Origin of the sequence: Paraburkholderia sp. J94, assembly GCF_905220285.1 — a bacterium.
In the GTDB taxonomy this organism is placed as follows: Bacteria; Pseudomonadota; Gammaproteobacteria; order Burkholderiales; family Burkholderiaceae; genus Paraburkholderia; species Paraburkholderia tropica_A.
This window is the reverse complement of the sequence record NZ_CAJMZH010000002.1, coordinates 474,584-499,085: the sequence shown is the minus strand read 5'-3', so window position 1 is coordinate 499,085 and position 24,502 is coordinate 474,584. Positions and strand designations below refer to the sequence as shown.

The window sequence follows — 24,502 nt, the reverse complement described above, 5'->3', positions numbered from 1 at the left end:
ACGGCCCGCGCAATCCGCTGCTTTCGAGCGGCGATTGCGCGGGCCGTTTTCATTTTCACGCTGCTTTTCAAGGGCTCAATCGTTCTGTTCAATCGCTGCGCGTCATGGCGATCTGTTCGAGCAGGCGCATGAGATCGGCTTGACGTCGCGTGGCGGTTTTCGCGAACACGTGATGCAGATGCGTGCGCACGGTCGACGGCATGATTTGCAGCGTCGCCGCGATGTCGCGCGGTTCCTGCCCCTTGCCGACTTCGCCCGCCACGCGCGCCTCGGCGGGCGTGAGCCCGAAGAGGGCGATCAGGCGCTGCTCCACGCCGCGCCGCGCGGCCAGCGGGTCGGTGATCACGAGCATGGCCGTGCCGCGGCGCGAGACGGTCGTGGCGGTCGTGGCGCCCTCAATCGCGCGATGCGTGCCCAACGGCGCGATCAGCACTTGTAAAGGCGCCTCGCGCGCCGTGCGGTTAATCAGCATCGCGCCGCCCGCGCGCGTGCCGGTTTCGCCGGCCGAGGCGCGCGCGATCATCGCGCGCAGCCGTTGCGTGGCGTCGAGCGTCGGCGCGCAGAGTCCCTGGCGTTCCTCGCGCAGACCGTACGGCTGCGCGAGCAGCGCGCTCGCCGCGCGATTGGCGAAGACCACGTGAGCGTCGCGGTCGGCGATCAGCACGCATTGCGCGAGGCTGTCGAGCGCGTCGAAGGCGTCGAGCGCCGCGAGCGGGTCGGCTTGCGCGCTTAGCGCCATGCGCCGTTGCACGCGGATCGCGTTGCGCAAATGCGGCAGCAGCGCGCGCAGCAGATCGAGTTCATCGTCGTCGTAATAACGCGGCGTCTGGCGCAGCGCGCCGAGTATCGCCGCCACGCCGTCCTCGCGCATCACGTTGGCGAACGCGACCGTATGAATGCGCTGCGGGCGCACCCAGTCCTGCACGAACTCGCTGCGCGCGTGCGCCGCTTGCGGGCGGATCATCGTGTCGGTCACGAGCGTGCCGGTGGGCCAGCGGCGCGCCTGCGGCACCAGCGGATCGAGCGCGCCGTAGTGCTGCGCGTAGCGCCGCGCAAAGCCGCGCTCGATGCCGCTCCAGTCGTCGAGCGGCAGCGCCTCGTGCGCCGCGAGCACGCTCAGATTCACGTGCGTGGCGCCGATGCGCCGCGCGATGCGCGCGAACAGCACCGGCCAGCGGCGCGCGTCGAGCCCCGCATCGTAAATCGCGTCGATCAGGCTGCCGAGCGAGTCGGCGGCGGCGTCTGCGGGCATGGCGTGCTCCGGGCCGCGCGGCGAGGCCGCTGCGCCCAACGCAATCCGATTCCACTCAATCGATAAAGGGAGATGTGGCAGCGCGGAAAAAAATGCCCGAGCGAAGCGCGCAAGCCACGTTAGCAAACGGCATGCGCATTGAACGCGCTGCAGCATGCGAAACGCATCGTCTATTGATAGACGATTAATCTTGCAGATAGCTTTCGAAATGATGCGTTTCTCTTTCTCGGTGTGACATGCAATTCGAATACTGGACAAGCGCTGCGCGCTCACGATAATTTAGCCTCCCGCGCCTTTGAGTGCGGGACACAACACATGCAGCCAGTCACACCGGAGAGTCGTTGGATGTCTGAAGAGTATGAAGTGCATGGACCGCACGATCACGCGGTCGAGCATGCGGCTGCCGGTCATGGACACGGCGGCCACGCAAGCCACGGCGAAGGCGGCCGCGATCCGTTTTCGAGCCGCATGGCGGTCATGACCGCGATTCTTGCGTCGATCGGCGCGATTCTCGCGTACCAGAGCGGCAATAGCGAAAACCTCGCGCTCTATTACAAGAACGAAGCGGCGATACACAAGACCGAGGCCGCGAATCAGTGGGCCTATTACCAGGCGAAGGGCGAGAAGCAGAATCTCGCCGAGCTGGGCGCGTCGCTGTCCGCGCTCGCGCCGAATTCGGGTGATGCGCAGCGCCGTTTTGCCGCCGACGCGGATCGTTATCGCCAGCAAAAGGAGCCGATCCGCGCGAAGGCCGAGGCGCTGGAAAAGCAGGTCGAGGACGACGATGTGCGCAGCGAGAAGCTGCTGCATGGTCATCATCGCTGGGCGCAGGCGACCACGCTGATCCAGATTTCCATCGCGTTGACGGCGATTACGCTGCTCACGCGCAGTAAATGGCTCCTGCGCGGCTCGCTCGGCGTCGGCGCGGTGGGCGTGGTACTGGGCGCGCTGGCGTTTTTCTCGGGCTGATTCACAGATTCAATTCGCGTATCGACGCCTCGCGCTTTCGGCGCGAGTGCGGCGTGAATCGGCAATGGCCGCGTGCATGTTGAAATGCACGCGGCCATTTTCCTTTCATTCAGGAAAGTTTTTTAGTCAGCCGCCACAGACGATGGCGGTGAGCATTAGCGGTACGACTGAATGCACGGTGGCGTCGCTATTGGCTTCCTTTACCCGTGTGCGTACCGATTCCGCGGGCGCAGACACCACCACGCCATAAAGCGGCGCGGCAATTTCCTTACCGGCGCCGCGACGGAATAGATCGTCGTCGCGCGCATAGCCGATCACCACGTAAATGGGAAAGCCAAAGGCGCTCAAACGGGTTCCATGCACCGGACGGAATGCGTTGACCGAATTGGCTTCCACGCGGCTCGGCTGCGCCTCGATCGACTTTTCTTCAATCAGCGATGCAATAAATTCGTGGGGATTCGACTTGCAGTCGAATTGCTCGTCTTGCGGCTGCGCCCTGGCGGAGTGCGGCACGATAAGTGCGCCGAGTCCCGCGCATAACGCGCAGACGAACGCGAACCACGACAGCAAAGGGGCGAGGGCAGCGCGACGCGGATTCATGGCATGAGATCAAGACGCGTGAAGACCGTTCGAACTCATTCGACACCCAAACCGGTCGGGTGTTCAAGTGTTTCGATACGTCGCGGCACACTAATTGCGCACTTCTGCGCCGCGCCGCACATTCTTGAAGCGAAGGTTTTGCAGCGAATTTTTCAGCCGGATTTTTCTGCCGGATTTTTCTGCCGAATTTTTCTGTGATCACGGCCGCGTTCGTGCGTGCAAATGAGCGCGGCCGTCCGGCATCAGAGCATCGACTTCGCCTGGCTCAGGATCTTGTCGCAAACCTGCTTCGTGGCGGTTTCCTTGAGGCCGCTGGCCGAGAGGTCGAGCTTCTGCCCGTTGCCCGTCGTGAGAATGCCGTTGCTGCCTTGCTGATAGCCGCTATCGGTCGTGGACGCGCCGCCGGGCAGTTTGCTGAGCAGCGAGTCTTTCACGTTGCTGGCGGCGTCGGCGTTCAGGTAATTGTTCTTGATGCAGTACTGCAGTACGCCCGTGACGTTGCCGAGGCTGCTCGACGTCACCGACGAGCCGGACAGCGCGCCGCTGAGGTTGCTGAGCGCACCCGAAGTCGAGCCGCTCGTGCCGCCCTGATTGAGCAGATTGCCGAGCTGTGCCTGCGCGGCGCTCCACGGCGCGAGCAGGGCGGCGGCGGCCACGGCGGCGGGAATCAGCAGTCGATGCAGTCGAAGCGGCCGGTGCGAACCGGCAACGCGCGGTGCTGATGTTTGCATACCTCGATCTCCTGGATGTTCGTGGCCTTCGTACTATAGACGGATTCGTTTGAGGGCTTTTTGAGTGTGGCCGCGCGGTGTGCTCATGAAGCGTGGATACGAAGCGCGCATTCGTCGGGCATGGGCCACCGCGTCGGCGTCAGGGTGATGGGCGTATCGCTGCGATGTGTGCGGCATGATGTACGCAGGTGCAACCCGCGAGGCGCGTGGCTTTCATCGCCATGTCATTTGTTGCAGGCACAACATCGAAAAGAGAAAAGCGGGTAACGATGCATTGCAATTCGATTTAATTCGATTTCATTGAATTTGATTCAAATTGAATTAATGCATTGGTACACGAAGCCAATCGAGAACGAATTCAGTCAACAGGGCACGCATGCGATGCGCGGATGAGGCGCGAAATTGCGTGTAATGGCAGAAAAAACAGGGCATTTGCAGCGCGCTGCGAGGCTTCAATTCGCCGCACAAAGCGATACTTTGTTTCTAACCGTAACACTTATTACGGGCCTCCTCATTAGCTGGTTTCAGGTGGTATGCTTCCTGCACAAATTCTCCCTTGCACGAGTGAGACCACGTTCTTTGCGTCAATACCGTGAACACGCGCACTGCCTTCGTGCAGTCGGTGACGCAAACGGACATGACATATAAACATTTGGTGCAACCGAGCACGTCAACGCGAACAGCAAAGATTCGCGAGCGACGGCTCAGTCACTGCAGCCCCGGTCCGGCTGCGTGGAGAAAAGCATGAATTTCGATGAACTGAGCGATGACGAGTGGATGTTGGTGTCTTCGCTCGTATCCGATGAACCGCCTATTCGGCTCAACCGGCGCGGCCGCCCCCGCGCCGAGCCGCGTGTGGTTGCCAATGCCGTGCTGTGGATCCTGACGACAGGCGAGTCCTGGTCGCGTCTGCCCGCACGCTATCCGTCTGGACCGACTTGCCGCCGCCGTTTCGAGGAATGGCACGTGAGCGGCACGCTCGGCGAACTCGTCGCGCTGCTCGCGCAGCGCGGGCGTCAGTTCGTCTACGTGCCCGAGCCCGTGCCGGCTCAACCGGCCGTGCAGGATGCGCCGGCCGTGCAGCCCGTGGCGGTTGCGGTCGAGGAGGCGGTCGAAGACGACGGCCTGCCCGCCGTCTACTGGAAAAGCCCCGAGGCCTGGCAGGCGCCTGCCTCGGTCGCCGACACGCCGCTGGCCAATCCGATCGAGAGCATGACGCGCCAGCTCGCGCGTCTCGATGAAGCGCTCATGAGCGCGCAGTCGCAAACGCAAACGCGCAGCCACCAGGCGCGTGTGGCGCAGCCCGTGCAGGCGCGTCCGCGCGCGCAGGGTTCGGGCCAGGGTTCTGGTCGTGTGCCGCCGCAGGCGGATTCGAGCGTCACGGCCGCGCGTGTGAGCGCGCCGCTTGCCGCGCAGGCTGCTGCGATGCCCGCCGCGCCCGTCACGCGCGCTGCGCCCGCCGATGCCGCGTCGTTCGACGCCGGTTACGACGAGAGCCTCGACGGCGACACCGGTCCGCTCTGGACCAACGCCATCGTCGAAGCCACGCAGATCGCCGAATGGGGCGGCTACGCCATGCATTTGAGCGTGGAAACGTCGCGCAACAACATGTATCGCGCGGCCGTGGAAATCCTCAAGGAAGGCAAGCGTCTCGAACGTTCGGGCCTGATCGGGCCGCCGTTCGAAGACGCCGATAGCGCGCGCAATTTCGCATTCGACTGGGCTCGCCAATGGGTCGAGCGCGAATGCGCCGACGTGCCGGAAGCGCTCGCCACGCACGCAGCCGAAACCGCCGGGCAGGCGGCGACGGATGGGGTCACGGAAGCGGCCACCGAAGCTGGCACGCAAACCACGACGCGCAGCACGAATGGCGTGGTCACACGCAGCGCCGCCGCGAACGTGGGCGGCAGTGTGCGGCTCGCGCCCGTGCAGCGTTTCACCGCGAGCACCGCATTGCGGGCGAGTGGCGATGGCTGCGAACCCGCCGCCGAGCGCCGCGTGCACGTCTCGCGTTACCGTACGTACCTGGGTTAGCAACGTGTCGGACCGGCGCCGGCGCGCGTTCGAACGCGCGCCAGCCGCCATCGCGGAGCGATCCGCGCATTCAGCAGGTTTCAAAACCCGCTTCAAACCCGGCCTCAAAACCGTCGCGCGTGTCGTAGCAAACTGCGTTGCGCACATGTCTCACATCACCGTCTTTCGCAAAACGCCGTAGCAGCACGTACGTTCGTTAGCACGTTCGTCTGGCCGCTACTGCGCTTTGTCGTGTCTCCACCATGGCGGGGCGTTCGAGTGCAGCACAACACCGCTGCGGATGACGCCCTTGCCCTCGCAATGCTTCAGCACTTCAGAACCGTCCTGCATGCAAGCGTGGCCGATGCTTTAACCGCATCGGCCACGCTCGAACTTCACTGGCGTCCGTACACGTCTTCGAGACGCACGATGTCGTCTTCGCCGAGATAGGAGCCCGATTGCACCTCGATGATCTCGAGCGGCATCTTGCCCGGGTTCTCAAGTCGATGCGACACGCCGAGCGGAATATACGCCGATTCGTTCTCCGAAACGATAAAGCGTTCTTCGCCGCGCGTGACGAGCGCCGTGCCGCGCACGACGACCCAGTGCTCGGCGCGGTGATGGTGCATCTGCAGTGACAGACGCGCGCCCGGCTCGACGACGATGCGCTTCACCTGGAAGCGTTCGCCGCTGTCGACGCTGTCGTAATGACCCCACGGCCGATGCACGAGACGATGCGCGACCGCTTCGCTGCGGCGTTGCGTCTTCAGGCGCTGGACGATCTTCTTGACGTCCTGCGCGCGCGAGCGGTCGGCCACGAGCACGGCGTCGGCGGTTTCGATCACGACGAGATTCTCGGTGCCTAGACACGCGATCAGGCGGCCGTCCGAGTGCGCGAACGTATCGTTGGCGCCTTCGAACATCACTTCGCCTTGCGCCACGTTACCGGCGTCGTCCTTGTCGGAGACCTGCCAGACGGTGTCCCACGAACCGAGATCGGTCCAGCCCGCCGTGAGCGGCACGACCACGCCGCTCGCCACGCTCGGGTCGCTCGACAGCGGTTCCATCACCGCGTAGTCGATCGAATTCGCCGGCGAACGCTCGAAGGCTTCGCGGTCCACGCGGAAGAAGTCGCCGTCGGCCTTGCCGTGCTCGACGGCGGCCGTGCAGGCCTCGTGAATGGCGGGGTGGAAGTGGCGAATGGCCTTGAGCCACGTGCTCGCGCGCACGATGAAAATGCCGCTGTTCCACCAGTAGCGCTGCGACGAAACGTATTGCTGCGCCAGCTCGAAATAGGGCTTTTCGACGAAGCCGTTCAGGCGCCGCGCGCCCTGTTCTTCGCCGCTCGCGAGCGGCTCGCCCACGTGAATGTAGCCATAGCCGGTTTCCGGGTGCGTGGGCACGATGCCCATCGTCACGATCTGACCGTTGGCCGCGTGGCGCACGCCGTCGGCGACCGCGGCCTGGAACGCATCGAGGTCGGCGAGCGCGTGGTCGGCGGGCATCACGACGAGAATGCCGTCCTGCTGCTCGGCCACCACGGAAAGCGCCGCGATGGTGAGTGCCGGCGCGGTGTCGCGCGCGAGCGGTTCGAGAATCAGCTTCGCTTCCTTGCCTGCGGCGCGAACCTGTTCGGCGGTCGTGAAGCGATGCTCCTCGTTACACACGATCATCAGCTTGTCGGCGAGCGTGACGCGCTCTGCGAGCGCATCGAGGCGGCTCGCGGTATTCGCGAGCAGCGACTGTTCGCCGACGAGGTTGATCATCTGCTTCGGGTACTGCTCGCGCGACAGCGGCCACAACCGCGAACCCGAGCCGCCCGCAAGCACCACCGGGCAGACTTGCAGCGCACTGCGCGCCGCACTCTGCGGCTGATCCGCTCGCACCGTTGCCGTTGCGGAACCCGTATCCGTCATCTCGATCTCCTGAAAGGGGTTTCGGTTCTGCGATTTGTAGCATGCTTAAAATCAACAGAAATCACGCCGTAAAGAAGAAAATGAAAAATATTCGGATTAAATTAAAAGTCGACTATTCGTCATAATTCGTCGCGAACAAAAATTCGAATAAAAATAGGCGCAATGCGATGCGCACAGAAAAATAAATCGATACGAGGCGCGCGGCAAGCGGCAAATTTTGCCGCGGATTCGACCCCGAGACGCGCCGTCCGGCGGGCGAATCCGGCAATCGTTGCCGAAAAAATGCGTCAAAAACCCTATCGTTAGCAACGAAACATTTGGAGATACTTTTGCACCTTGCGCGCGGAATTTTTATCGCGCTTTATTAGGGTTTATTCGGATCCGTTTCATCAGCGCCGGGTTATTCTGGCGTGAAATTCCCTGATTCCCGTCGTGCGGCCCGCAGTGCGTTATTGCGCAGAACGTGTGGCCGCCGTTCATTTTTTTTCAACCCGAGGTGCCGGACATGCTGAGCGTTCTAGCGAGAATCATCGACGTTGCCGCCATCGCCGCAGGCGCGCTGCTGGCGGCTGCCTTGCACCACGGAAGGCTCGCGCCGCTGTCCGACGCGGAGAGCGTGGCGCTGGCGTTCAACTGCCTGCTGGCGATCTGGATGTTCCCGGCGTTCGGCATCTATCAATCGTGGCGCGGCAAGTCGCTCTACGTGCTGTTCGCGCGCGTCTGCGCCGCGTGGGTCGCGGTGGAATGCACGGGCATCCTGCTGAGCTTCAGCGTCCACCGCGCGGATTCGCTCTCGCGCATCTGGCTCGCGTACTGGGTGGTGGCGTCGGTGGCGTTCCTGATCGTCTCGAAGGCGCTCGTGCATATGGTGCTGCGCGGCCTGCGCCGCGAAGGCTACAACCACAAGGCCGTGGCCGTGGTCGGCAGCCCGCGTTACGCGCGCTTTCTCGTCGAGCAGATGAAAAGCCGTCCCGAGGCGGGCTTTCATCCGGCGCTGGTGTTCGATGAAGACAGCGACGCCGAAGGCGAAGCGTTCCTCGACGGCGTGCCGGTCGCGCGCGATCTCCAGGCCGTGATCGAGTTCGTGCGCGAACACGACGTGCGCGAAATGTGGCTCGCGCTGCCGATCACCAAGGAGCGCACGATTCACCGCATCACCATGGCCTTGCGCAACGACTTCGTGAACATCCGTTTCATTCCCGATGTGCGCAGCCTCTCGTTCTTCAGCCAGCCTGTGGTCGATCTGCTCGGCGTGCCCGCGATCAATCTCGCGGCTTCGCCGGTCACGGATCTGCGCGTGCTGCCCAAGCGCGTGTTCGACTTTCTGTTCGCAGGCTGCGTGCTGATCGCACTCGCGCCGCTGTTCGCCGTGGTCGGTCTCGCGGTGAAGCTCACGTCGCGCGGCCCGGTGTTCTTCAAGCAGCGCCGCAAGGGTCTCGACGGCAACGAGTTCGAGATCTACAAGTTCCGCTCGATGAAGGTCCATGCGGAAGTCGCGGGCCAGGTCACGCAGGCGCGCCGCGGCGATCCGCGCGTGACGCGCGTGGGCGCGTTCCTGCGCCGCACGAGCCTCGACGAGCTGCCGCAATTCATCAACGTGCTCAAGGGCGAGATGTCGGTGGTGGGGCCGCGTCCGCATGCGCTCGCGCACGACGACATCTACAAGGACCTCGTGCGCGGCTACATGGCGCGCTATCGCATCAAGCCGGGCATCACGGGCTGGGCGCAGGTCAACGGCTATCGCGGCGAAACCGACCGCGTGGAAAAAATGCGCGACCGTGTGCGCTTCGACCTGCATTACATGCAGCACTGGAGCTTCGCGCTCGACCTGCGCATCGTCGCCATGACCATGTGGAAAGGCTTCGCAGGACAAAACGCATATTGAAGCGCGGCGGGCGCGCGGCATGCGTATGACGCCGCGGCTCTCGCGAACACCAACAGGCAATCACATTTGAGGTGGGCATGAATCTGACGATCATTGGCAGCGGTTATGTGGGTCTCGTGACGGGCGCGTGTCTCGCCGACATCGGCAACGACGTGTTCTGTCTCGACGTGGACCAGCGCAAGATCGACCTGCTCAATCAGGGCGTCGTGCCGATTCACGAGCCGGGCCTGCAGGAAATCATCGAACGCAACCGTCGCGCGCGCCGGCTGACGTTCTCGACCGACGTCGAAGCGGCGGTCGCGCACGGCGACGTGCAGTTCATCGCCGTGGGCACGCCGCCCGACGAAGACGGCTCCGCCGATCTGCAATACGTGCTGCAGGCGGCGCGCAACATCGGCCGCTCGATGACGGGTTTCAAGGTGATCGTCGACAAGTCGACGGTGCCGGTCGGCACGGCGGCGCTCGTGCGCGACGCGATCGCCTCCGAGCTGCGCAAGCGCGGCGAAAACCACATGTTCTCGGTGGTCTCGAACCCCGAGTTCCTGAAGGAAGGCGCGGCCGTCGAAGACTTCGCGCGCCCCGACCGCATCGTGCTGGGCTGCGATGAAGACGTGCCTGGCGAGCGCGCGCGCGAACTGATGAAGCGCCTTTACGCGCCGTTCAACCGCAATCACGAACGCACGCTCTACATGGACGTGCATTCGGCGGAATTCACGAAGTACGCGGCCAACGCCATGCTCGCCACGCGCATTTCGTTCATGAACGAGCTGGCGAATCTCGCCGATCGCGTGGGCGCCGACATCGAAGCGGTGCGCCGCGGCATCGGTTCCGATCCGCGTATCGGTTACGACTTTTTGTACGCGGGCTGCGGTTACGGCGGCTCGTGCTTCCCGAAAGACGTGAAAGCACTGATGCGGACTGCTGAGGATTTTGGCGAGCCGCTGCAAATCCTGCGCGCCGTCGAGAACGTCAACGAAGGGCAGAAGCAGGTGCTGGCGCAGAAGATCGTCACGCGCTTCGGCTCCGATCTCACGGGCCGCACGTTCGGCCTCTGGGGTCTCGCGTTCAAGCCGAATACCGACGACATGCGCGAGGCGCCGAGCCGCACGCTGATCGCCGAACTGCTGGCGCGCGGCGCACGTGTGGTGGCCTACGACCCGGTCGCGATCAAGGAAGCGCAGCGCGTGATCGAACTCGACTTCGCGAAGACGCCGGAGCAGCTCGAACGCCTGAGCTACGCGCAGGACGCGATGGAAGCCGCCAACGGCGCCGATGCGCTGGTGGTCGCGACCGAATGGAAGGTCTTCAAGGCGCCCGATTTCGAAACGCTGAAGTCGCAGCTGAAGACGCCGATCGTGTTCGACGGCCGCAATCTGTACGACCCGCCCGCGTTGCAGGAACTCGGTTTCGAGTATCACGCGGTGGGCCGCGCGAGCGCCACGCAGGCGAGCCGCGCGCGCGCCGAGGCGGTCACGCAGACGCGTGTCACGGCGTGATCGAAGTCCTGATCGACGCTGAGCGCAAGCAGTAACAAGGAGCCACACGGCCATGTTCAACGACGTATTGATCGTCTGCCACGCGAACGTCTGCCGCTCGCCGGCGGCGGAACAGCTCTTTCGCGCGGGTCTTCGCGAGCGCGCGAAAGCGCACGCAGGCGCGTTCCACTCGGCGGGCCTGCGGGCGCTCGATGGCGAGGACATGGATCCGGTGATGCAGCGGCTGCTCGCGGAGCGCGGCGTGGATGTGGGCGAACACCGCTCGCGCCGCCTCACGAGCAAGCTTGTACGCGCCGCCGATCTCGTGCTCGTCACGGAGCGCCGCCAGGTGGCCGCCGTGGAGCGCATCGAGCCGACCGCGCGCGGCAAGGTGTTCGCGCTAGGCAATTGGGAGAACTCGGACGTTTCCGATCCGCATGGCCTCGACGAAGCCGCGTATCGCGAGAGTCTCGAATTGATGGATCGTCTGGTTAAGGGATGGCTAAGCCGAATATGCCAATGAAGAAACTCAATCTGATGACCGTGCTGGCGTTGAGCGCCTTCGTAGCCGCGTGCTCGACTGCACCGGGTAATTATCTCGACACGTCGAGCCTCAAAGAGCAGCCGAACAATCAGCCGCAGCAGCAGTACGACGTGCATCTGATCACGTCGCAGCTCGTGATGCAGCAGGCCCAGACCGCTGCGGGCGTGCATGTCGACCTGCCGCCGGCGAAGTACGCCAACGCGGCCGACTACACGTATCACATCGCGCCGCAGGACATTCTCGGCGTGACCGTCTACGACCACCCGGAGATTTCGACGCCGCAAGGCTCGACCTTCTCGCAGGGCGGCAACACCACGCAGACCGTGGGGCAGGCGCTCACGCAGCCGTACACCAACGCGCTGTCCGGCCAGTCCGACCCGTATGGGCAGACCGTGGCGAAGGACGGCACGATCTATTTTCCGTTCGTCGGCCGCGTGATGGCCGCGGGCAAGACGCCGGGCCAGTTGCGCGACCAGCTCGCCTCGGGCCTCGGTCCGTACATCAAGAATCCGCAGGTGGACGTGCGCGTGCTCGCCTACCGCAGCCAGAAGATCCAGGTGACCGGCGACGTGAAGACGCCGGGCCCGCTCGCGGTGAGCGACGTGCCGCTGTCGCTCGTCGACGCGATCACGCGTTCGGGCGGCACCACCGACAACGCCGACATCAACCGCGTGCGCCTCACGCGCAACGGCAAGCTCTACGTGCTCGACGCGAACCGCATGCTCGATTCGGGCGACGCGACGCAGAACGTGATGCTGCAGGACGGCGACATCATCAATGTGCCGGATCGTTCGGATAGCAGAGTATTCGTGATGGGCGAAGTGAAGACGCCGATCCAGACCGGCATGATTCGCGGCAAGCTGACGATCGCCGACGCGCTGACTTCCGCCGGCGGCATTCTCGACACCGACGCGAATCCGCGCCAGATTTTCGTGATGCGCGGCATGAAGGACAACCCGAGCCAGCCCGAGATCTATCGCCTCGACATGACCAAGCCCGACGCGATCATGCTGTCGTCGCAATTCCAGCTCAAGCCGCTGGATGTCGTGTACGTCGGCACGGCCGCCTCGACGACCTTCAACCGCCTGTTGCAACAGGTGCTGCCGACCGTGCAGACGGTCTTCTACCTGAAGCAGATCACGCGCTAAGGGCGTGAGGTCTTCCTCCCACGCAACACGAGTTAAAACGGGATCGAAAACGTGAGCATTCAAGCCAACAGTCAGGCGGCCCCGGCGGCCCGCACAGAGGAAGAGGACGTCGTCCTCGGCCAGTTGCTGCGCGTCATCATCGACGACATCGGCTGGCTCATCGCGATCGCGGCCGTGGTGGTCGGCTGCGCCGTGTTCTACTGCTACGTGGCCAAGCCGGTCTACACCGCCGACACGCAAGTGCGCGTCGAGCAGGCCGACTACACGTCGCAGGCGCTCACGCAAACGCAGTCGGGCGCCAACATCACCAGCGGCCAGCAAGGTTCGCTGCCGACCGACGCCGAAATCCAGATGATCCAGAGCCGCAGCGTGCTCGAACCGGTCGTCCGGCAGTTCAAGCTGAACTACAGCGTCTCGCCGGTCACGCTGCCGGTGGTCGGCAGCCTCGCCGCGCGTCTCGCGACGCCGGGCGATCCGGCGCGTCCGTGGTTCGGCCTCAAGGGCTACGCCTGGGGCGGCGAAGTCGCGAACGTCGATTCGATCGACGTCTCGCCCGAGCTGGAAGGCAAGAAGCTCACGCTGACCGCGCTCGACGACAACCGCTTCGTGATCTCCGGTCCCGACGGCGGCCGTCTCGTCGAAGGCACGGTCGGCCAGCAGGTGCAGGGCGGCGGCGTGACGATGCTCGTGAGCGAGCTGAAGGCGCGCCCCGGCACGCGCTTCACGGTCGTGCGCATGAACGATCTGGACGCCGTCTCGGCGTTCCAGAACGCCGTCAAGGTGCAGGAGCAGGGCAAGCAGACGGGCGTGATCGACATCTCGCTCGAAGACAACGATCCCGAGCACGCCGCCGCTGTCGCGAACGCGGTCGCCCAGTCGTATCTGCGCGAGCACGTGGCCACCAAGCAGGCCGACGCGAGCAAGATGCTCGACTTCCTGCGCAGCGAGCAGCCGCGCCTGAAGGGCGATCTGGAAAACGCCGAAGCGGCGCTGACCGCGTATCAAAGCAAGTCGGGCTCGATCAACGCGAGCGACGAAGCGAAGATCTATCTCGACGGCAGCGTGCAATACGAGCAGCAGATTTCCGCGCTGCAATTGCAGATCGCTTCGCTGCAACAGCGTTTCGGCGACCAGCATCCGGTGCTGATCGCGGCGCGCCAGCAGCTCTCGCAACTCGAAGGCGAGCGCGCGAAGTACGACGCGAAATTCCGCAATCTGCCCGCGACCGAAGTGAAGGCCGTGCAGCTGCAACGCGACGCCAAGGTGGCCGAAGACATCTATGTGCTGCTGCTCAACCGTATTCAGGAACTCTCGGTGCAGCGCGTGGGCACGGGCGGCAACGTGCATATCGTCGATCCGGCGATGCGTCCGGGCAAGCCGTCGAAGCCGAAGAAGCTGCTGATCGTCTCGGCGGCCGCGATGCTCGGCCTGATTCTCGGTACCGGCTTCGTGCTGATGCGCCGGAACATGTTCAAGGGCATCGTCGACCCGGACGTGATCGAACGCACGTTCCAGCTGCCCGTCTATGGTCTCGTGCCGCTCTCGGCCGAACAGGCCGCGCTCGAAAAGCGCGCGCCGGTGCGCGGCGGCACGCGTCTGCGTGAAGTGCTCGCGAGTGCTGCGCCAAAGGATCTCACGGTCGAAAGCCTGCGCTCGCTGCGCACCTCGCTGCAGTTCAGCGTGATGGACGCGCGCAATCGCGTGGTCGTGCTCACGGGCTCGGTGCCGGGCGTCGGCAAGAGTTTCATGACGGCGAACCTCGCCGTGCTGCTCGCGCATTCGGGCAAGCGCGTGCTGATGATCGACGGCGACATGCGCCGTGGCGCGCTCGAACGCTATCTCGGCGGCCCGCAGGACAACGGCTTCTCCGAGCTGCTCTCGGGCCAGATCTCGCTGGACGAAGCGATTCGCGCGACCGAAGTGGACAACCTGCACTTCATCTCGTGCGGCCGCCGTCCGCCGAATCCGTCCGAGCTGCTGATGTCGCCGCGTCTTAACCAGTATCTCGAAGGGCTCGCGAAGCGCTACGACATTCTGCTCGTCGATACGCCGCCGGTACTGGCCGTGACCGATGCCGCGATCATCAGCGGTCATGCGGGTTCGATCTTCCTCGTGCTGCGTTCGGGCATGCATACCGAAGGTGAAATCGCCGATACGCTCAAGCGTCTGCGCACCGCGGGCGTGCATGTGACGGGCGGTGTCTTCAACGGCGTGCCGGCGCGCGCGCGCGGCAGCTACGGCTATGGCTACAGCGCCGTGCAGGAATACCTGAGCGCCTGATGAAAGGGGAACACGCGATGAAAGTGACCGTGCTCGTACCGACGTACAGGCGTCCTGACGATCTCTCGCGCTGCCTATCGGCCTTGCTGCGCCAGGAGCGTGCGCCCGATCAGATCGTGGTGGTTGCGCGCGCCGACGATGCCGCCACGCACGCATGCCTCGCCGAACATGTGACGCCGCGCGTGCTCAACGTGGAAGTGGCGAGCGTCGAGGAACCGGGCCAGGTGGCCGCGCTCAATCGCGGTCTCGAAGCGGCGACGGGCGACGTGATCGCCATCACCGACGACGATGCCGCGCCGCACGCCGACTGGGTTGCGCGTATCGCCGCGCATTTCGAGGCTGATCCGCAACTCGGCGCGCTCGGCGGCCGCGACTGGGTGCATGAAGAAGGCCGCGTGCTCGATGGCGAGCGCCAGCTGGTGGGGCGCGTGCAGCGCTCGGGCCGCATCGTCGGCAATCATCATCTGGGCGTGGGCGAGGCGCGCGAAGTCGATCTGCTCAAGGGCGCGAACATGAGCTACCGGCGCGCGGCGATCGCGGGCCTGAGTTTCGATCGCCGTTTGCGCGGCACGGGCGCGCAGACGCACAACGACATGGCCTTCAGCATGGGCGTGAAGCGTGCGGGCTGGAAGCTCGTCTACGATCCGCGCGTGGCCGTCGATCATTATCCGGCGCCGCGTCCCGGCGAAGATCCGCGCAATGCGCAGACGCTCGCCTCGATCCATAACGCCGCGTTCAATTTCCATCTGATTCTGCGCAGCCATCTGCCGCCGCTGCATCGCGAGACGGCCTGGTGGTGGTGGACGCTGGTCGGCACGCGCGTGTATCCGGGCCTGCTGCATACGGGGCTGAGCGCCTTGCGCGCCGGTTCGCCCGGCACCGCGTACGCCCGTTGGCGCGCGGTGCGCGGCGGGGCACGCGAGGCGCGCCGCGCGCCGGTCTGAGACGCCCAACACGCGCTTCGCGGCGTGCGGTTTTCGCGCATCGGCATTGAAGCGCCGATTCGTCCGCGCGCCCGCAATCGAATTTACGGAGGACCCCGAATGAGCGGTACCCAAGTCCACGTGCACCTGTTTTATGGCGCCGATCCGCGCCGCTACCGAAAGGGCGAGAATATCGGCTGCCTCTACGGCTACCATCACGCGGAATCCGCGGAATTCGCTCTCAACTATGCCGAGGATGCGCGCGAAGGCACGCCCGTGCGTTTCGCGCGCCGCGCGCTGAAGGCCGCGCTCGGTTTCGACCTCGTGCACGCGTGGCGCAACCGCCGCGCGATTCTCGACTCGGACGTGATCTGGACGCACACCGAGCAGGAGCATCTGGCCGTCGCCGCCGTGCTGCTGATGCACGCGAAGAAGGGCGGCGCGCGTCCGCTGCTGCTCGCGCAAAGCGTGTGGCTGCTCGACCGCTGGCCCGGTTATGGCGCGCTGCGCCGTGCCGCGTACAAGCGTCTGCTCAAGCGCGCCGATCTGCTGACCACGCTCGCGAGCGAGAACGCCGCGTTGTGCGGCGACTTCTTCGGCCGCAATGCGCGTCACGTGCTGTACGGCCTCAATACGCAGGACTTTCCGCTGTGTCCGCCGTCGCACTGGAAGCCGAATACGCCCGTGCGCATCGCGGGCATCGGTAACGATCGCGACCGCGACTGGACCACGCTCGCCGCCGCGCTCGGCAACGACGCGCGCTATCAGGTGCGCATCGCCACGCGCCGCCGCATTCCGGCCGAAGTGCGCGCGCCGAATGTGGAAATCGTGAGTGTCTCGGGCCTTCAGCAGCAGCACGCGCTCTATGACTGGGCCGATATCATCGTCGTGCCGCTGCGTCCGAACACGCACGCCTCGGGCATCACGGTGATGCTCGAAGCGGCGGCGCTCGGCAAGCCGATGATCGTGACGAAAGTGGGCGCGCTCGAAGATTACTTCGACGAAAACGCCGCGTACTACGTCGAGCCCTTCAACACGCAGCAGTTGCGCGACGCCGTGAACGCCCTCGTGGACGATCCCGCGCGCGCCCTGGCGCAGGCGCGCGAGGCCTGCGAACAGTTGCAGACGCGCGACCTGACGACCGAGAACTTCGCGCGCCAGCACGCGCAGCTTACGCGCGACATGCTGCGCGAGCGCGATCCTCGTACGGCGCAGGCGAGCCGCGCGGATGCAGTAAGCAGCGCGCCTGCGGCCGGCCAGATGCCGCGCGGGATGTAAGCATGCGTGTGCCTTCCTATCCGGCTCCGCGCTCGCCGAATCTGCCGCCGAACCGGCCGCCGAATTTCCCACCGAATCCGCCGCCGAACTTCCCCGGCGCGTCCGCGCGCGCGCCTGCGGAACCGGCGCGCCGCTCGGGCCTGCGCCGCGCGATGAGCCGCGATACGCTGCCCGTCATCGCGCTGTGGACCTTCACCGCGCTGCTGATCCTCGCGCATCAGGGCACGGTGCTCACGCTCGCGTTTCCGGTGCTCGCCATCGGCGTGGGTTTCTGGCTCTATTTCGTGAATCCGGTGCGCTACATCGGCTTCATGTGGTGGCTGTGGTTCCTGAGCCCCGAAGTGCGCCGTCTCGCCGACTACGGCAAGGGCGGCTTCACGCCCACGAGCCTGATTCAGGTCGCGCCGCTCGCGGTCACGATGATCAGCGGCATTTCGCTGATCCGCTATTACCCGATCCTCGCGCAGCGGCGCGGTCTGCCGCTGCTGCTGGCGCTGCTCGGCATCGCCTATGGGTTCGCGGTGGGCGTGGTCGCGAGCGGCCCCGCAGCGGCCGTCTACGACCTTGCAAACTGGGTCTATCCGCTGCTGATCGGCTTTCACATCATGGTGCTCACGCGCCAGTATCCCGACGCGCGCGACACCATCATCAACACCTTCATCTGGGGCATGTTCGTGATGGGCGCCTACGGCCTTGTGCAGTTCTTCATCATGCCGCCGTGGGACGCGATGTGGATGATCGGCTCGGACATGAACTCGCAGGGCGACCCCGTGCCGCTCGGCGTGCGCGTGTTCAGCACGATGAATTCGTCGGGTCCGTTCGCGTTCGCGATGATGGGCGCGATGGTGCTCGTGATGGCCGCGAAGCATCGCGTGCGCTGGGTCGCGGCGGCCTTCGGCTTCTTCTCGTTCGCGCTCTCGCTGGTGCGCTCGACGTGGGGCGGCTGGGCCATCGCGATGGTGATCCAGCTGATGAAGTCGAGCAACAAGGTGCGCATCCGCATCATCGTGAGCGCGCTGGTGCTCGCGGGCGTGTGCGTGCCGCTGCTGACCTTCGGCCCGGTTGCCGACCGCATGCAGCAGCGCCTGAACTCGCTCGTCAATCTCAGCGACGACCAGAGCTACGAAGCGCGTAACCAGTTCTACGCCGACTTCGCGAAGAAGGCGTTCACCGACGTGTCGGGCGAGGGCTTCGGCTCCACCGGCGCTTCGACGAAGCTCTCCAGCAGCAACGGCCAGCTCGGCCAGTACGGCAGCTTCGACAGCGGCGTGATGAACATTCCGTTCGTGCTCGGCTGGCCCGGCACGCTGCTCTACATGTCGGGCGTGATCTGGCTGATGGTGCGCGCGCTGCGCATCGCGCTGCGGCTCTCCGAAGACCGCTACGTCTGCGCCTGCATGAGCCTGATGATCTCCATCTTCGCGATGCTCGTGTTCACCAACTCGCTGGTCGGCACGGGCGGTCTGCTGCTGTTTTCGAGCGTGTTTTCCATTCTCAGCGCGGGGCACTGGACGAGGCTGAACCGTCTGGCTTCGCGCGCCACGCCTGTTGTTACCCCTGTTACGGAGATCTCCGATTGAGAGTCGCAATCGTCACGCACGTAGTGCGCCACAACGACGGCCAGGGGCGCGTCAACCATGAAATCGCGCGCGCGGCGCTCGACGAGGGCTTCGAGGTCACGCTGGTGGCCCGGCACGTCGCGCCCGAACTGCTCGAACATCCGAAGGTGACGTGGGTGCCCGTGCAGCCCTCGCGCCTGTGGCCGACCAATCTGCTGCGCCAGCAGGTGTTCGCGCTGAAAAGCGCATGGTGGCTGCGCCGCCATCGCCGCGACTACGACGTGCTGCACGTGAACGGCTTCATCACGTGGGCGCACGCCGATGTGAACACCGCGCACTTCGTGCACGGCGGCTGGGCGCGCAGCAAGTATTACCCGTTCGGTCTCACGCGCGGCGCGTGGTCGGCGTATCAGTTCGTCTATACGCGCGTGAACGCGGTGCTCGAACGCTGGGCCTACCGTCGCTCGCGCGTGATCGCAGCGGTCTCGCGCAAGGTCGCCGATGAAATCCGCGCGTGCGGCGGCGATCCGGTCGAACGCCTCGACGTGATCTACAACGGCGTGGATACGCGCGGCTTCTCGGGCGCGAGCGCGGACCGTTCGCATTTCAAGCTGCCCGTCGACAAGTTCCTGCTGCTGTTCGTGGGCGATCTGCGCACGCCGCGCAAGAACCTCGGCACCGTGCTCGAAGCGCTCAAGCAATTGCCCGAGCACGTGCATATCGCGGTCGCCGGTTATCTGCCGGGCAGCCCGTATCCCGAGATGGCGCGCAAGCTCGGCATCGAATCGCGCGTGCATTTTCTCGGCCTCGTGCGCGAAATGCCGATGCTGATGCGCAGCGTCGACGCCTACGTATTTCCTTCGCGCTACGAAGCCATGTCGCTCTCGCTGCTCGAAGCGATGGCGTCGGGCCTGCCGGTGGTCACGGCGCGCACGGCGGGCGGCGCGGAAATCATCACGCCCGACTGCGGCATCGTGCTCGAAGATCCTGACGACGCAGCGGCGCTCGCAAACGCGATCCAGCAACTCGACGACGACACGCCGCGCCGCCTCGCGATGGGCGAGGCCGCGGCGGAACTCGCGTGCAGCTTCGGCTGGGCGCGCATGGCGGCACAGTACATTGCGCTCTACCGGCAACTGGCCGGCGACGCCAACGAAGCCGCGCGCGGCGGCGAACGGGCCTTTGCGGCAGCGGCGACGCTGCCCGGCGGCCAGACGCTGCAACGCGCGGACACTCCCTGAACTCACGATTCAACGCCAATTCAACGGCACAGACGGCCATAACAAGGACATGCGATGACGAAACATTCCATCCATTCGCTACAGATCGGCATGCACTGGTTCCCGGAACGTGCGGGCGGCCTCGACCGCATGTATTACTCGCTGGTGGGCGCGCTGCCCGGCGCGGGCGTGAAGGTGCGCGGCGTGGTGGCCGGCTCGCCCAAGGTCGCCGAAGACAGCGGCGGCGCGATCCAGGGCTTCGGTTCGGCCGCGCGCGCCTTGCCGTTCCGCTTGATGGACGCGCGCCGCGCGCTGCGCCGCGAGGTGCGCCGCGAACGCCCGGACGTGATCTCCTCGCACTTCGCGCTCTACACGTTCCCCGGCCTCGACGTCACGCGCGGCATTCCGCAGGTCTCGCATTTTCAGGGACCGTGGGCCGACGAGAGCTTCGTCGAAGGCGCGGCCTCGCTGAGCCAGCGCATCAAGCATTCGCTGGAACAGTCGGTGTATGAACGCTCGTCGCGTCTGATCGTTTTGTCGAAGGCGTTCGGCGACATCCTCACGAAGCGTTATGCGATTTCGCCCGAGCGCGTGCGTATCGTGCCGGGCTGCGTGGATACCGCGCATTTCGATCCGGCCTGCTCGCAAGGCGAGGCGCGTCTGCGCCTGCAACTGCCGCAGAACCGTCCGATCGTGCTGGCCGTGCGCCGTCTCGTGCGCCGCATGGGTCTCGAAGATCTGATTGACGCGATCAAGCAGGTCAAGCAGCGTCATCCCGACGTGCTGCTGCTGATCGCAGGCCGTGGCCGTCTGGAGTCCGAACTACAGCAGCGTATCGATGCCGCCGGTCTGACCGACAACGTCAAGCTGCTCGGCTTCGTGCCCGACGCCCATCTGCCTTCGCTCTATCGCGCCGCGACGCTGAGCGTGGTGCCGACGGTCGCGCTCGAAGGCTTCGGCCTGATCACGGTGGAATCGCTGTCGGCGGGCACGCCTGTGCTGGTGACGCCGGTCGGCGGTTTGCCCGAAGCGGTGGCGGGTCTTTCGCAGGATCTCGTGCTGCCCTCGACGGGCGCGGATGCGATTGCCGAAGGTATCGACGGCGCGCTGTCCGGCCGCATCAAGATGCCCGACGAGCACGCGTGCAAGACCTATGCGCGCGAGCATTTCGACAATGCCGTAATCGCGAAGCGCGTGGCCGATGTTTATGCCGAAGCGATTGCGGCGGCGCATTGAATGCGGATTGAAGCGTAAAAACGAAACTGCCGCTCGAATGAGCGGCAGTTTTTTGAAGCAACGAAGTTGAATAAAGCGGACGTGGAATAAACCGCGCAGGCGTGTGCCTCATCGCGTATCGAGACACACCTGGCGCGCTTCCTCGTACATCCAGCGCAGCGTGTCTTCGAGCGGCTTGCGCGCGCTGTCGCCGACAATCGAGCGCAGCTTCGCATTCGAGCCGATCAACTGACGCACTTCGTTGGCACGCACGAAACGCGGATCGACCTTCACGTCGATGCGGTAGCCCGCGATGCGCCAGAGCGCATCGATCAGCGCGCCGAGCGTGTGGCCCGTCCCCGAGCACACGTTCACCGTTGCGCCGCGCGGCGCGGCTTCGATCAGTTTCGCGTAGGCGTTCACCACGTCGCGCACATCGGAGAAGTCGCGCGCCACGTGCAGATTGCCGAGCGAAATCGTCTTTTCGCCGCGTGCGTAGTGATCGACGATCTTCGGAATCAGGAAGTCCGGCGACTGGCCCACGCCCGTGTAGTTGAACGGCCGCGCGACGACGATCGGCAACTGTGCGTCCCAGCGCTTCGCGACGTACTCCATCGCGAGCTTGCTCACGGCGTAGTCGTTCGCGGGCTGCGGCTCGACGGTTTCGTCGATCACGCCGTTGGTGGCGTTGCCGTAGATGTTCGCGCTGCTCGCGAGCAACACCGCACGCGGCACATGGCGCTGATGCGCGAGCGCTTCGAGCAGGTTGCGCGTGCCGACCACGTTGACCACGTAGGTGCGCGCGACATCGCTATCGGCCACGTGCGCGACCGCCGCGAGATGCACGACCACGTCGGGCTGCACGGTTTCCACCGCGTGCGCGAGCGCGCCGCGGTCGAGCAGGTCGGCGGGCAGCGGCGTGACGAGGTCGGCGAGGCTCGTGTCGGCCAGCGTTTCGCCGGGGCGCACCGTGCCCCAGACGCGATAGCCGTTCGCCGCGAGCCGCTCCGCCATGTAGCGGCCGGTGAAGCCGCCCACGCCGGTGATCAGCGCGCGCGGGGCGCGCGTGTCGTCAGAACGTGTCATGTCGTTCGTTGCGGGTGAGGTCGGCCGTGACCATCATCTGGCAGAGCTGTTCGAGCGAGGTCTGCGGTTCCCAGCCGAGCTTGCTGCGCGCCTTGTCCGAGCTGCCGATCAGCAGTTCGACTTCGGCGGGGCGATAGAAGCGCGGGCTCACGCGCACGAGCGTGCGGCCGTTCGAAATGTCGATGCCGGTTTCGCGTTCGCCGCGGCCCGACCATTCGAGCTGATAACCGGCGGCCGCGAAGGCCATCGTCACGAAGTCGCGGACGGTTTCGGTGCGGCCCGTCGCGAGCACGTAGGTGTCGGGTTCGTCGGCCTGGAGCATGCGCCACATGCCTTCGACGTATTCGGAAGCGTAGCCCCAGTCGCGCTTGGCATCGAGATTGCCGAGTTCGAGCACGCTCTGCTTGCCGAGCTTGATCTTCGCGACGGCGTCGGTGATCTTGCGCGTCACGAATTCGCGGCCACGCAGCGGCGATTCGTGATTGAAGAGAATGCCGCTGGTCGCGAAGATATCGTAGGACTCGCGGTAATTCACGGTCGACCAGTGCGCGAACAGCTTGGCGATGCCATACGGGCTGCGCGGATAGAAGGGCGTATCTTCGCGTTGCGGCACGGCCTGCACCTTGCCGAACATTTCGGAGGTCGACGCCTGGTAATAGCGCGCGCGCGGATTCACCACGCGAATCGCTTCGAGCAGATTGAGCGCGCCGATACCGGTGACTTCGGCGGTCGTGACGGGCTGATCGAACGAGACGCCCACGAAGCTCTGCGCGGCGAGGTTGTAGATCTCGCCCGCCTGCGAGCGTTCGAGCAGACGCATGGTCGAGCCCGCGTCGGTGAGATCGTGCTCGACGAGTTCGAGCGACGGATGATCGGTGACGCCGAGTTCGTTCATGCGCCAGAAATTGACCGAGCTGGTGCGCCGATAGGTGCCGACCACCTGATAGCCCTTGTCGAGCAGCAGTTTGGTCAGATACGCGCCGTCCTGGCCGGATACGCCGGTGATGATCGCTTTGCGTCGTTCGTTCATGTGTGTACCTTTGAAGTAGCGAACGTGGAAACGGAAACTGCCTTTCAGGACTGCGAGCTGGACGCGCTCACGCGCACCGTGGCGCTCGCGCCGGCCGGCGTCGAGCGGCGCGACGGACCGCGCGTGAGGCGTTTTTCGAACAGGAACCAGCTGGCGCTTGCGTAGGCGAGCGTGATGGCGAGCGCGATGGCCGCGCTCACCGGGCGGCTGTAGTGGTGCTCCCACACCGCATAAAGAATCGTGAGGTGAATCAGGTAGATCGTGTAGCTGATGGTGCCGAGATACACGAGCACCGGGTTGCAGAGCACACGCTTGACGATGCCCTTCGATTGCAGCGCGACCACGACCGCCGAGGTGCAGAGCACGAGCGACACGCTATAGAGCATCGCGTTCGAGAGCGGCGTGTTCATGCCGCGAAAACGCGGGTAATGCAGATGCAGCCATGCGAGCACCGCGAGCGCCGCGAAAAAGAAAATCGCCGCGGGCACCTTGAAGGGTTCGAGCGCATTGCGGTCGCGGCGCACCATCACGGCGAGCAGCGCGCCCGCGGCGAGCAGGTCCATGCGGAACGGCGTGAGGTAGTAGATCGGCCAGTAGCTGTCGAACCACGGTGTCGCGATGGCGCGCAGCACGGGCACGATCAGCACGAGCGCGATGGCGACCACGGCGAGCAGACGGCGCGGCAGCAGCAGCACCACGAAGGGCCAGAAGATATAGAACTGCTCCTCGACGGCGAGCGACCAGAGAATGTTGAGACTGTCGTGGCCGCTCTGGCCGAGCGCATCGCCGATATTGGTCGCGAAGAATGCGTACCACGGCCAGTAGCGCGCCCAGCCGAGGCCGAACAGCAGCGACGACACGATCATCAGCAGGATGTACGGCGGCAGGATGCGACGCACGCGCCGCGCGTAGAAGTAGCTGAAATACGACTGCCCGCGTGCCTTGCGTTCGAGCAGGATGCCCGTGATCAGAAAGCCGCTCAGCACGAAGAACAGATCCACGCCCATCCACAGCGGCGCCTTCAGCGCGTGCTGCGCGAAAACGGCGAGCACGGCGATGGCGCGCAGGCCGTCGAGCTGGACGATGCGGTGAGCGTGTTGCGGCGGGCTGGCGAGGCTGTTGACGGTCATCGGCGATCCGGTGGTTTCATGCGTGCACAGTTTTACGTACACAGTCCGGATCATTCTAGAAAGAATTAAATGGTCAAAAAGCCGAAATATATTGATGGGCCGATTTTTAAAATGAAAGCCGATTTAGATCGGTAAATATGAGTCGGCACGTGCCAAAGCGGCCTTTGCGAAATCGGGAAAAACTTGCTGATCGCCCACGCGGTATGGCTTGGCGCGGCGCGCGCGGATTTATTTCGCAGAGCAAAAAC

General features: G+C 64.8%; 19 protein-coding genes. 12 read left to right on the top strand and 7 right to left on the bottom strand.

Annotated elements, in window-relative coordinates:
• Window positions 1–88 precede the first annotated feature (88 nt).
• Window positions 89–1,252: a helix-turn-helix transcriptional regulator gene (locus U4Y88_RS05480; RefSeq protein WP_321782781.1), complete on the bottom strand. Its 1,164-nt coding sequence runs from the start codon at window positions 1,250–1,252 to the stop codon at window positions 89–91.
• A 345-nt stretch (window positions 1,253–1,597) separates the two neighbouring features.
• Here U4Y88_RS05480 and U4Y88_RS05475 point away from each other — a divergent pair, with 345 nt between their 5' ends.
• Window positions 1,598–2,221, top strand: coding sequence for a DUF4337 domain-containing protein (locus U4Y88_RS05475; protein ID WP_224009589.1), 624 nt, complete (start codon window positions 1,598–1,600; stop codon window positions 2,219–2,221).
• A 126-nt stretch (window positions 2,222–2,347) separates the two neighbouring features.
• Here U4Y88_RS05475 and U4Y88_RS05470 read toward each other — a convergent pair whose 3' ends face one another.
• On the bottom strand, window positions 2,348–2,821 hold the full coding sequence (locus U4Y88_RS05470; protein WP_321782779.1) for a hypothetical protein: 474 nt from the start codon (window positions 2,819–2,821) through the stop codon (window positions 2,348–2,350).
• A gap of 242 nt (window positions 2,822–3,063) precedes the next feature.
• Window positions 3,064–3,552: a DUF2501 domain-containing protein gene (locus U4Y88_RS05465; RefSeq protein WP_321782777.1), complete on the bottom strand. Its 489-nt coding sequence runs from the start codon at window positions 3,550–3,552 to the stop codon at window positions 3,064–3,066.
• Between the two features lie 744 nt (window positions 3,553–4,296).
• Here U4Y88_RS05465 and U4Y88_RS05460 point away from each other — a divergent pair.
• Entirely contained in the window at window positions 4,297–5,586 is a 1,290-nt protein-coding gene (locus U4Y88_RS05460) for a transposase (RefSeq protein ID WP_321782775.1), read from the top strand.
• 374 nt (window positions 5,587–5,960) lie between these two features.
• Here U4Y88_RS05460 and U4Y88_RS05455 read toward each other — a convergent pair whose 3' ends face one another.
• Window positions 5,961–7,481, bottom strand: a complete 1,521-nt coding sequence (locus tag U4Y88_RS05455) for a mannose-1-phosphate guanylyltransferase/mannose-6-phosphate isomerase (protein ID WP_321782773.1) — start codon at window positions 7,479–7,481, stop codon at window positions 5,961–5,963.
• A gap of 505 nt (window positions 7,482–7,986) precedes the next feature.
• Between U4Y88_RS05455 and U4Y88_RS05450 the strand changes: the two genes are divergently transcribed.
• The 10 genes from U4Y88_RS05450 to U4Y88_RS05405 all read left to right on the top strand — a co-directional run bounded on the left by U4Y88_RS05450 (window position 7,987) and on the right by U4Y88_RS05405 (window position 21,029).
• The gene (locus U4Y88_RS05450; RefSeq protein WP_310634327.1) at window positions 7,987–9,366 is read left to right on the top strand and encodes an undecaprenyl-phosphate glucose phosphotransferase; all 1,380 of its coding nucleotides are present in this window, start codon (window positions 7,987–7,989) and stop codon (window positions 9,364–9,366) included.
• A gap of 77 nt (window positions 9,367–9,443) precedes the next feature.
• Entirely contained in the window at window positions 9,444–10,862 is a 1,419-nt protein-coding gene (locus U4Y88_RS05445) for a UDP-glucose dehydrogenase family protein (protein WP_074982425.1), read from the top strand.
• A 52-nt stretch (window positions 10,863–10,914) separates the two neighbouring features.
• On the top strand, window positions 10,915–11,364 hold the full coding sequence (locus U4Y88_RS05440; protein ID WP_224009577.1) for a low molecular weight phosphotyrosine protein phosphatase: 450 nt from the start codon (window positions 10,915–10,917) through the stop codon (window positions 11,362–11,364).
• Window positions 11,361–12,533 carry a polysaccharide biosynthesis/export family protein gene (locus U4Y88_RS05435; RefSeq protein ID WP_310634326.1) on the top strand — a complete coding sequence of 391 codons (1,173 nt, stop codon included), beginning with the start codon at window positions 11,361–11,363 and terminating at the stop codon, window positions 12,531–12,533. The genes U4Y88_RS05440 and U4Y88_RS05435 overlap by 4 nt, the downstream gene beginning before the upstream one ends.
• 51 nt (window positions 12,534–12,584) lie before the next feature.
• On the top strand, window positions 12,585–14,813 hold the full coding sequence (locus U4Y88_RS05430) for a polysaccharide biosynthesis tyrosine autokinase (RefSeq protein ID WP_310634325.1): 2,229 nt from the start codon (window positions 12,585–12,587) through the stop codon (window positions 14,811–14,813).
• 17 nt (window positions 14,814–14,830) lie between these two features.
• Window positions 14,831–15,757, top strand: a complete 927-nt coding sequence (locus U4Y88_RS05425; protein WP_224009728.1) for a glycosyltransferase family 2 protein — start codon at window positions 14,831–14,833, stop codon at window positions 15,755–15,757.
• Between the two features lie 99 nt (window positions 15,758–15,856).
• Window positions 15,857–17,014 (top strand): glycosyltransferase, encoded by a 1,158-nt coding sequence (locus tag U4Y88_RS05420; RefSeq protein ID WP_321782771.1) that lies wholly within the window; start codon window positions 15,857–15,859, stop codon window positions 17,012–17,014.
• A 152-nt stretch (window positions 17,015–17,166) separates the two neighbouring features.
• Complete coding sequence (locus tag U4Y88_RS05415; protein WP_224009726.1) at window positions 17,167–18,594, top strand: glucose-6-phosphate isomerase; 1,428 nt, start codon at window positions 17,167–17,169, stop codon at window positions 18,592–18,594.
• Window positions 18,591–19,814: a glycosyltransferase family 4 protein gene (locus U4Y88_RS05410; RefSeq protein ID WP_224009569.1), complete on the top strand. Its 1,224-nt coding sequence runs from the start codon at window positions 18,591–18,593 to the stop codon at window positions 19,812–19,814. The genes U4Y88_RS05415 and U4Y88_RS05410 overlap by 4 nt, the downstream gene beginning before the upstream one ends.
• A gap of 54 nt (window positions 19,815–19,868) precedes the next feature.
• The gene (locus tag U4Y88_RS05405; RefSeq protein ID WP_310632370.1) at window positions 19,869–21,029 is read left to right on the top strand and encodes a glycosyltransferase family 4 protein; all 1,161 of its coding nucleotides are present in this window, start codon (window positions 19,869–19,871) and stop codon (window positions 21,027–21,029) included.
• 108 nt (window positions 21,030–21,137) lie between these two features.
• Here the strand turns inward: U4Y88_RS05405 and U4Y88_RS05400 are convergent, their stop codons facing one another.
• Genes U4Y88_RS05400 through U4Y88_RS05390 form a run of 3 tightly spaced genes read right to left on the bottom strand, consistent with a single transcriptional unit; the run spans window position 21,138 to window position 24,254 of the window.
• Window positions 21,138–22,094: a GDP-mannose 4,6-dehydratase gene (locus tag U4Y88_RS05400; RefSeq protein ID WP_321782769.1), complete on the bottom strand. Its 957-nt coding sequence runs from the start codon at window positions 22,092–22,094 to the stop codon at window positions 21,138–21,140.
• Window positions 22,081–23,124, bottom strand: a complete 1,044-nt coding sequence (gene gmd, locus U4Y88_RS05395; RefSeq protein ID WP_224009564.1) for a GDP-mannose 4,6-dehydratase — start codon at window positions 23,122–23,124, stop codon at window positions 22,081–22,083. Before gmd ends, U4Y88_RS05400 begins: the two co-directional genes overlap by 14 nt.
• 44 nt (window positions 23,125–23,168) lie before the next feature.
• Entirely contained in the window at window positions 23,169–24,254 is a 1,086-nt protein-coding gene (locus tag U4Y88_RS05390; protein WP_321782767.1) for an acyltransferase, read from the bottom strand.
• Window positions 24,255–24,502: the final 248 nt, after the last annotated feature.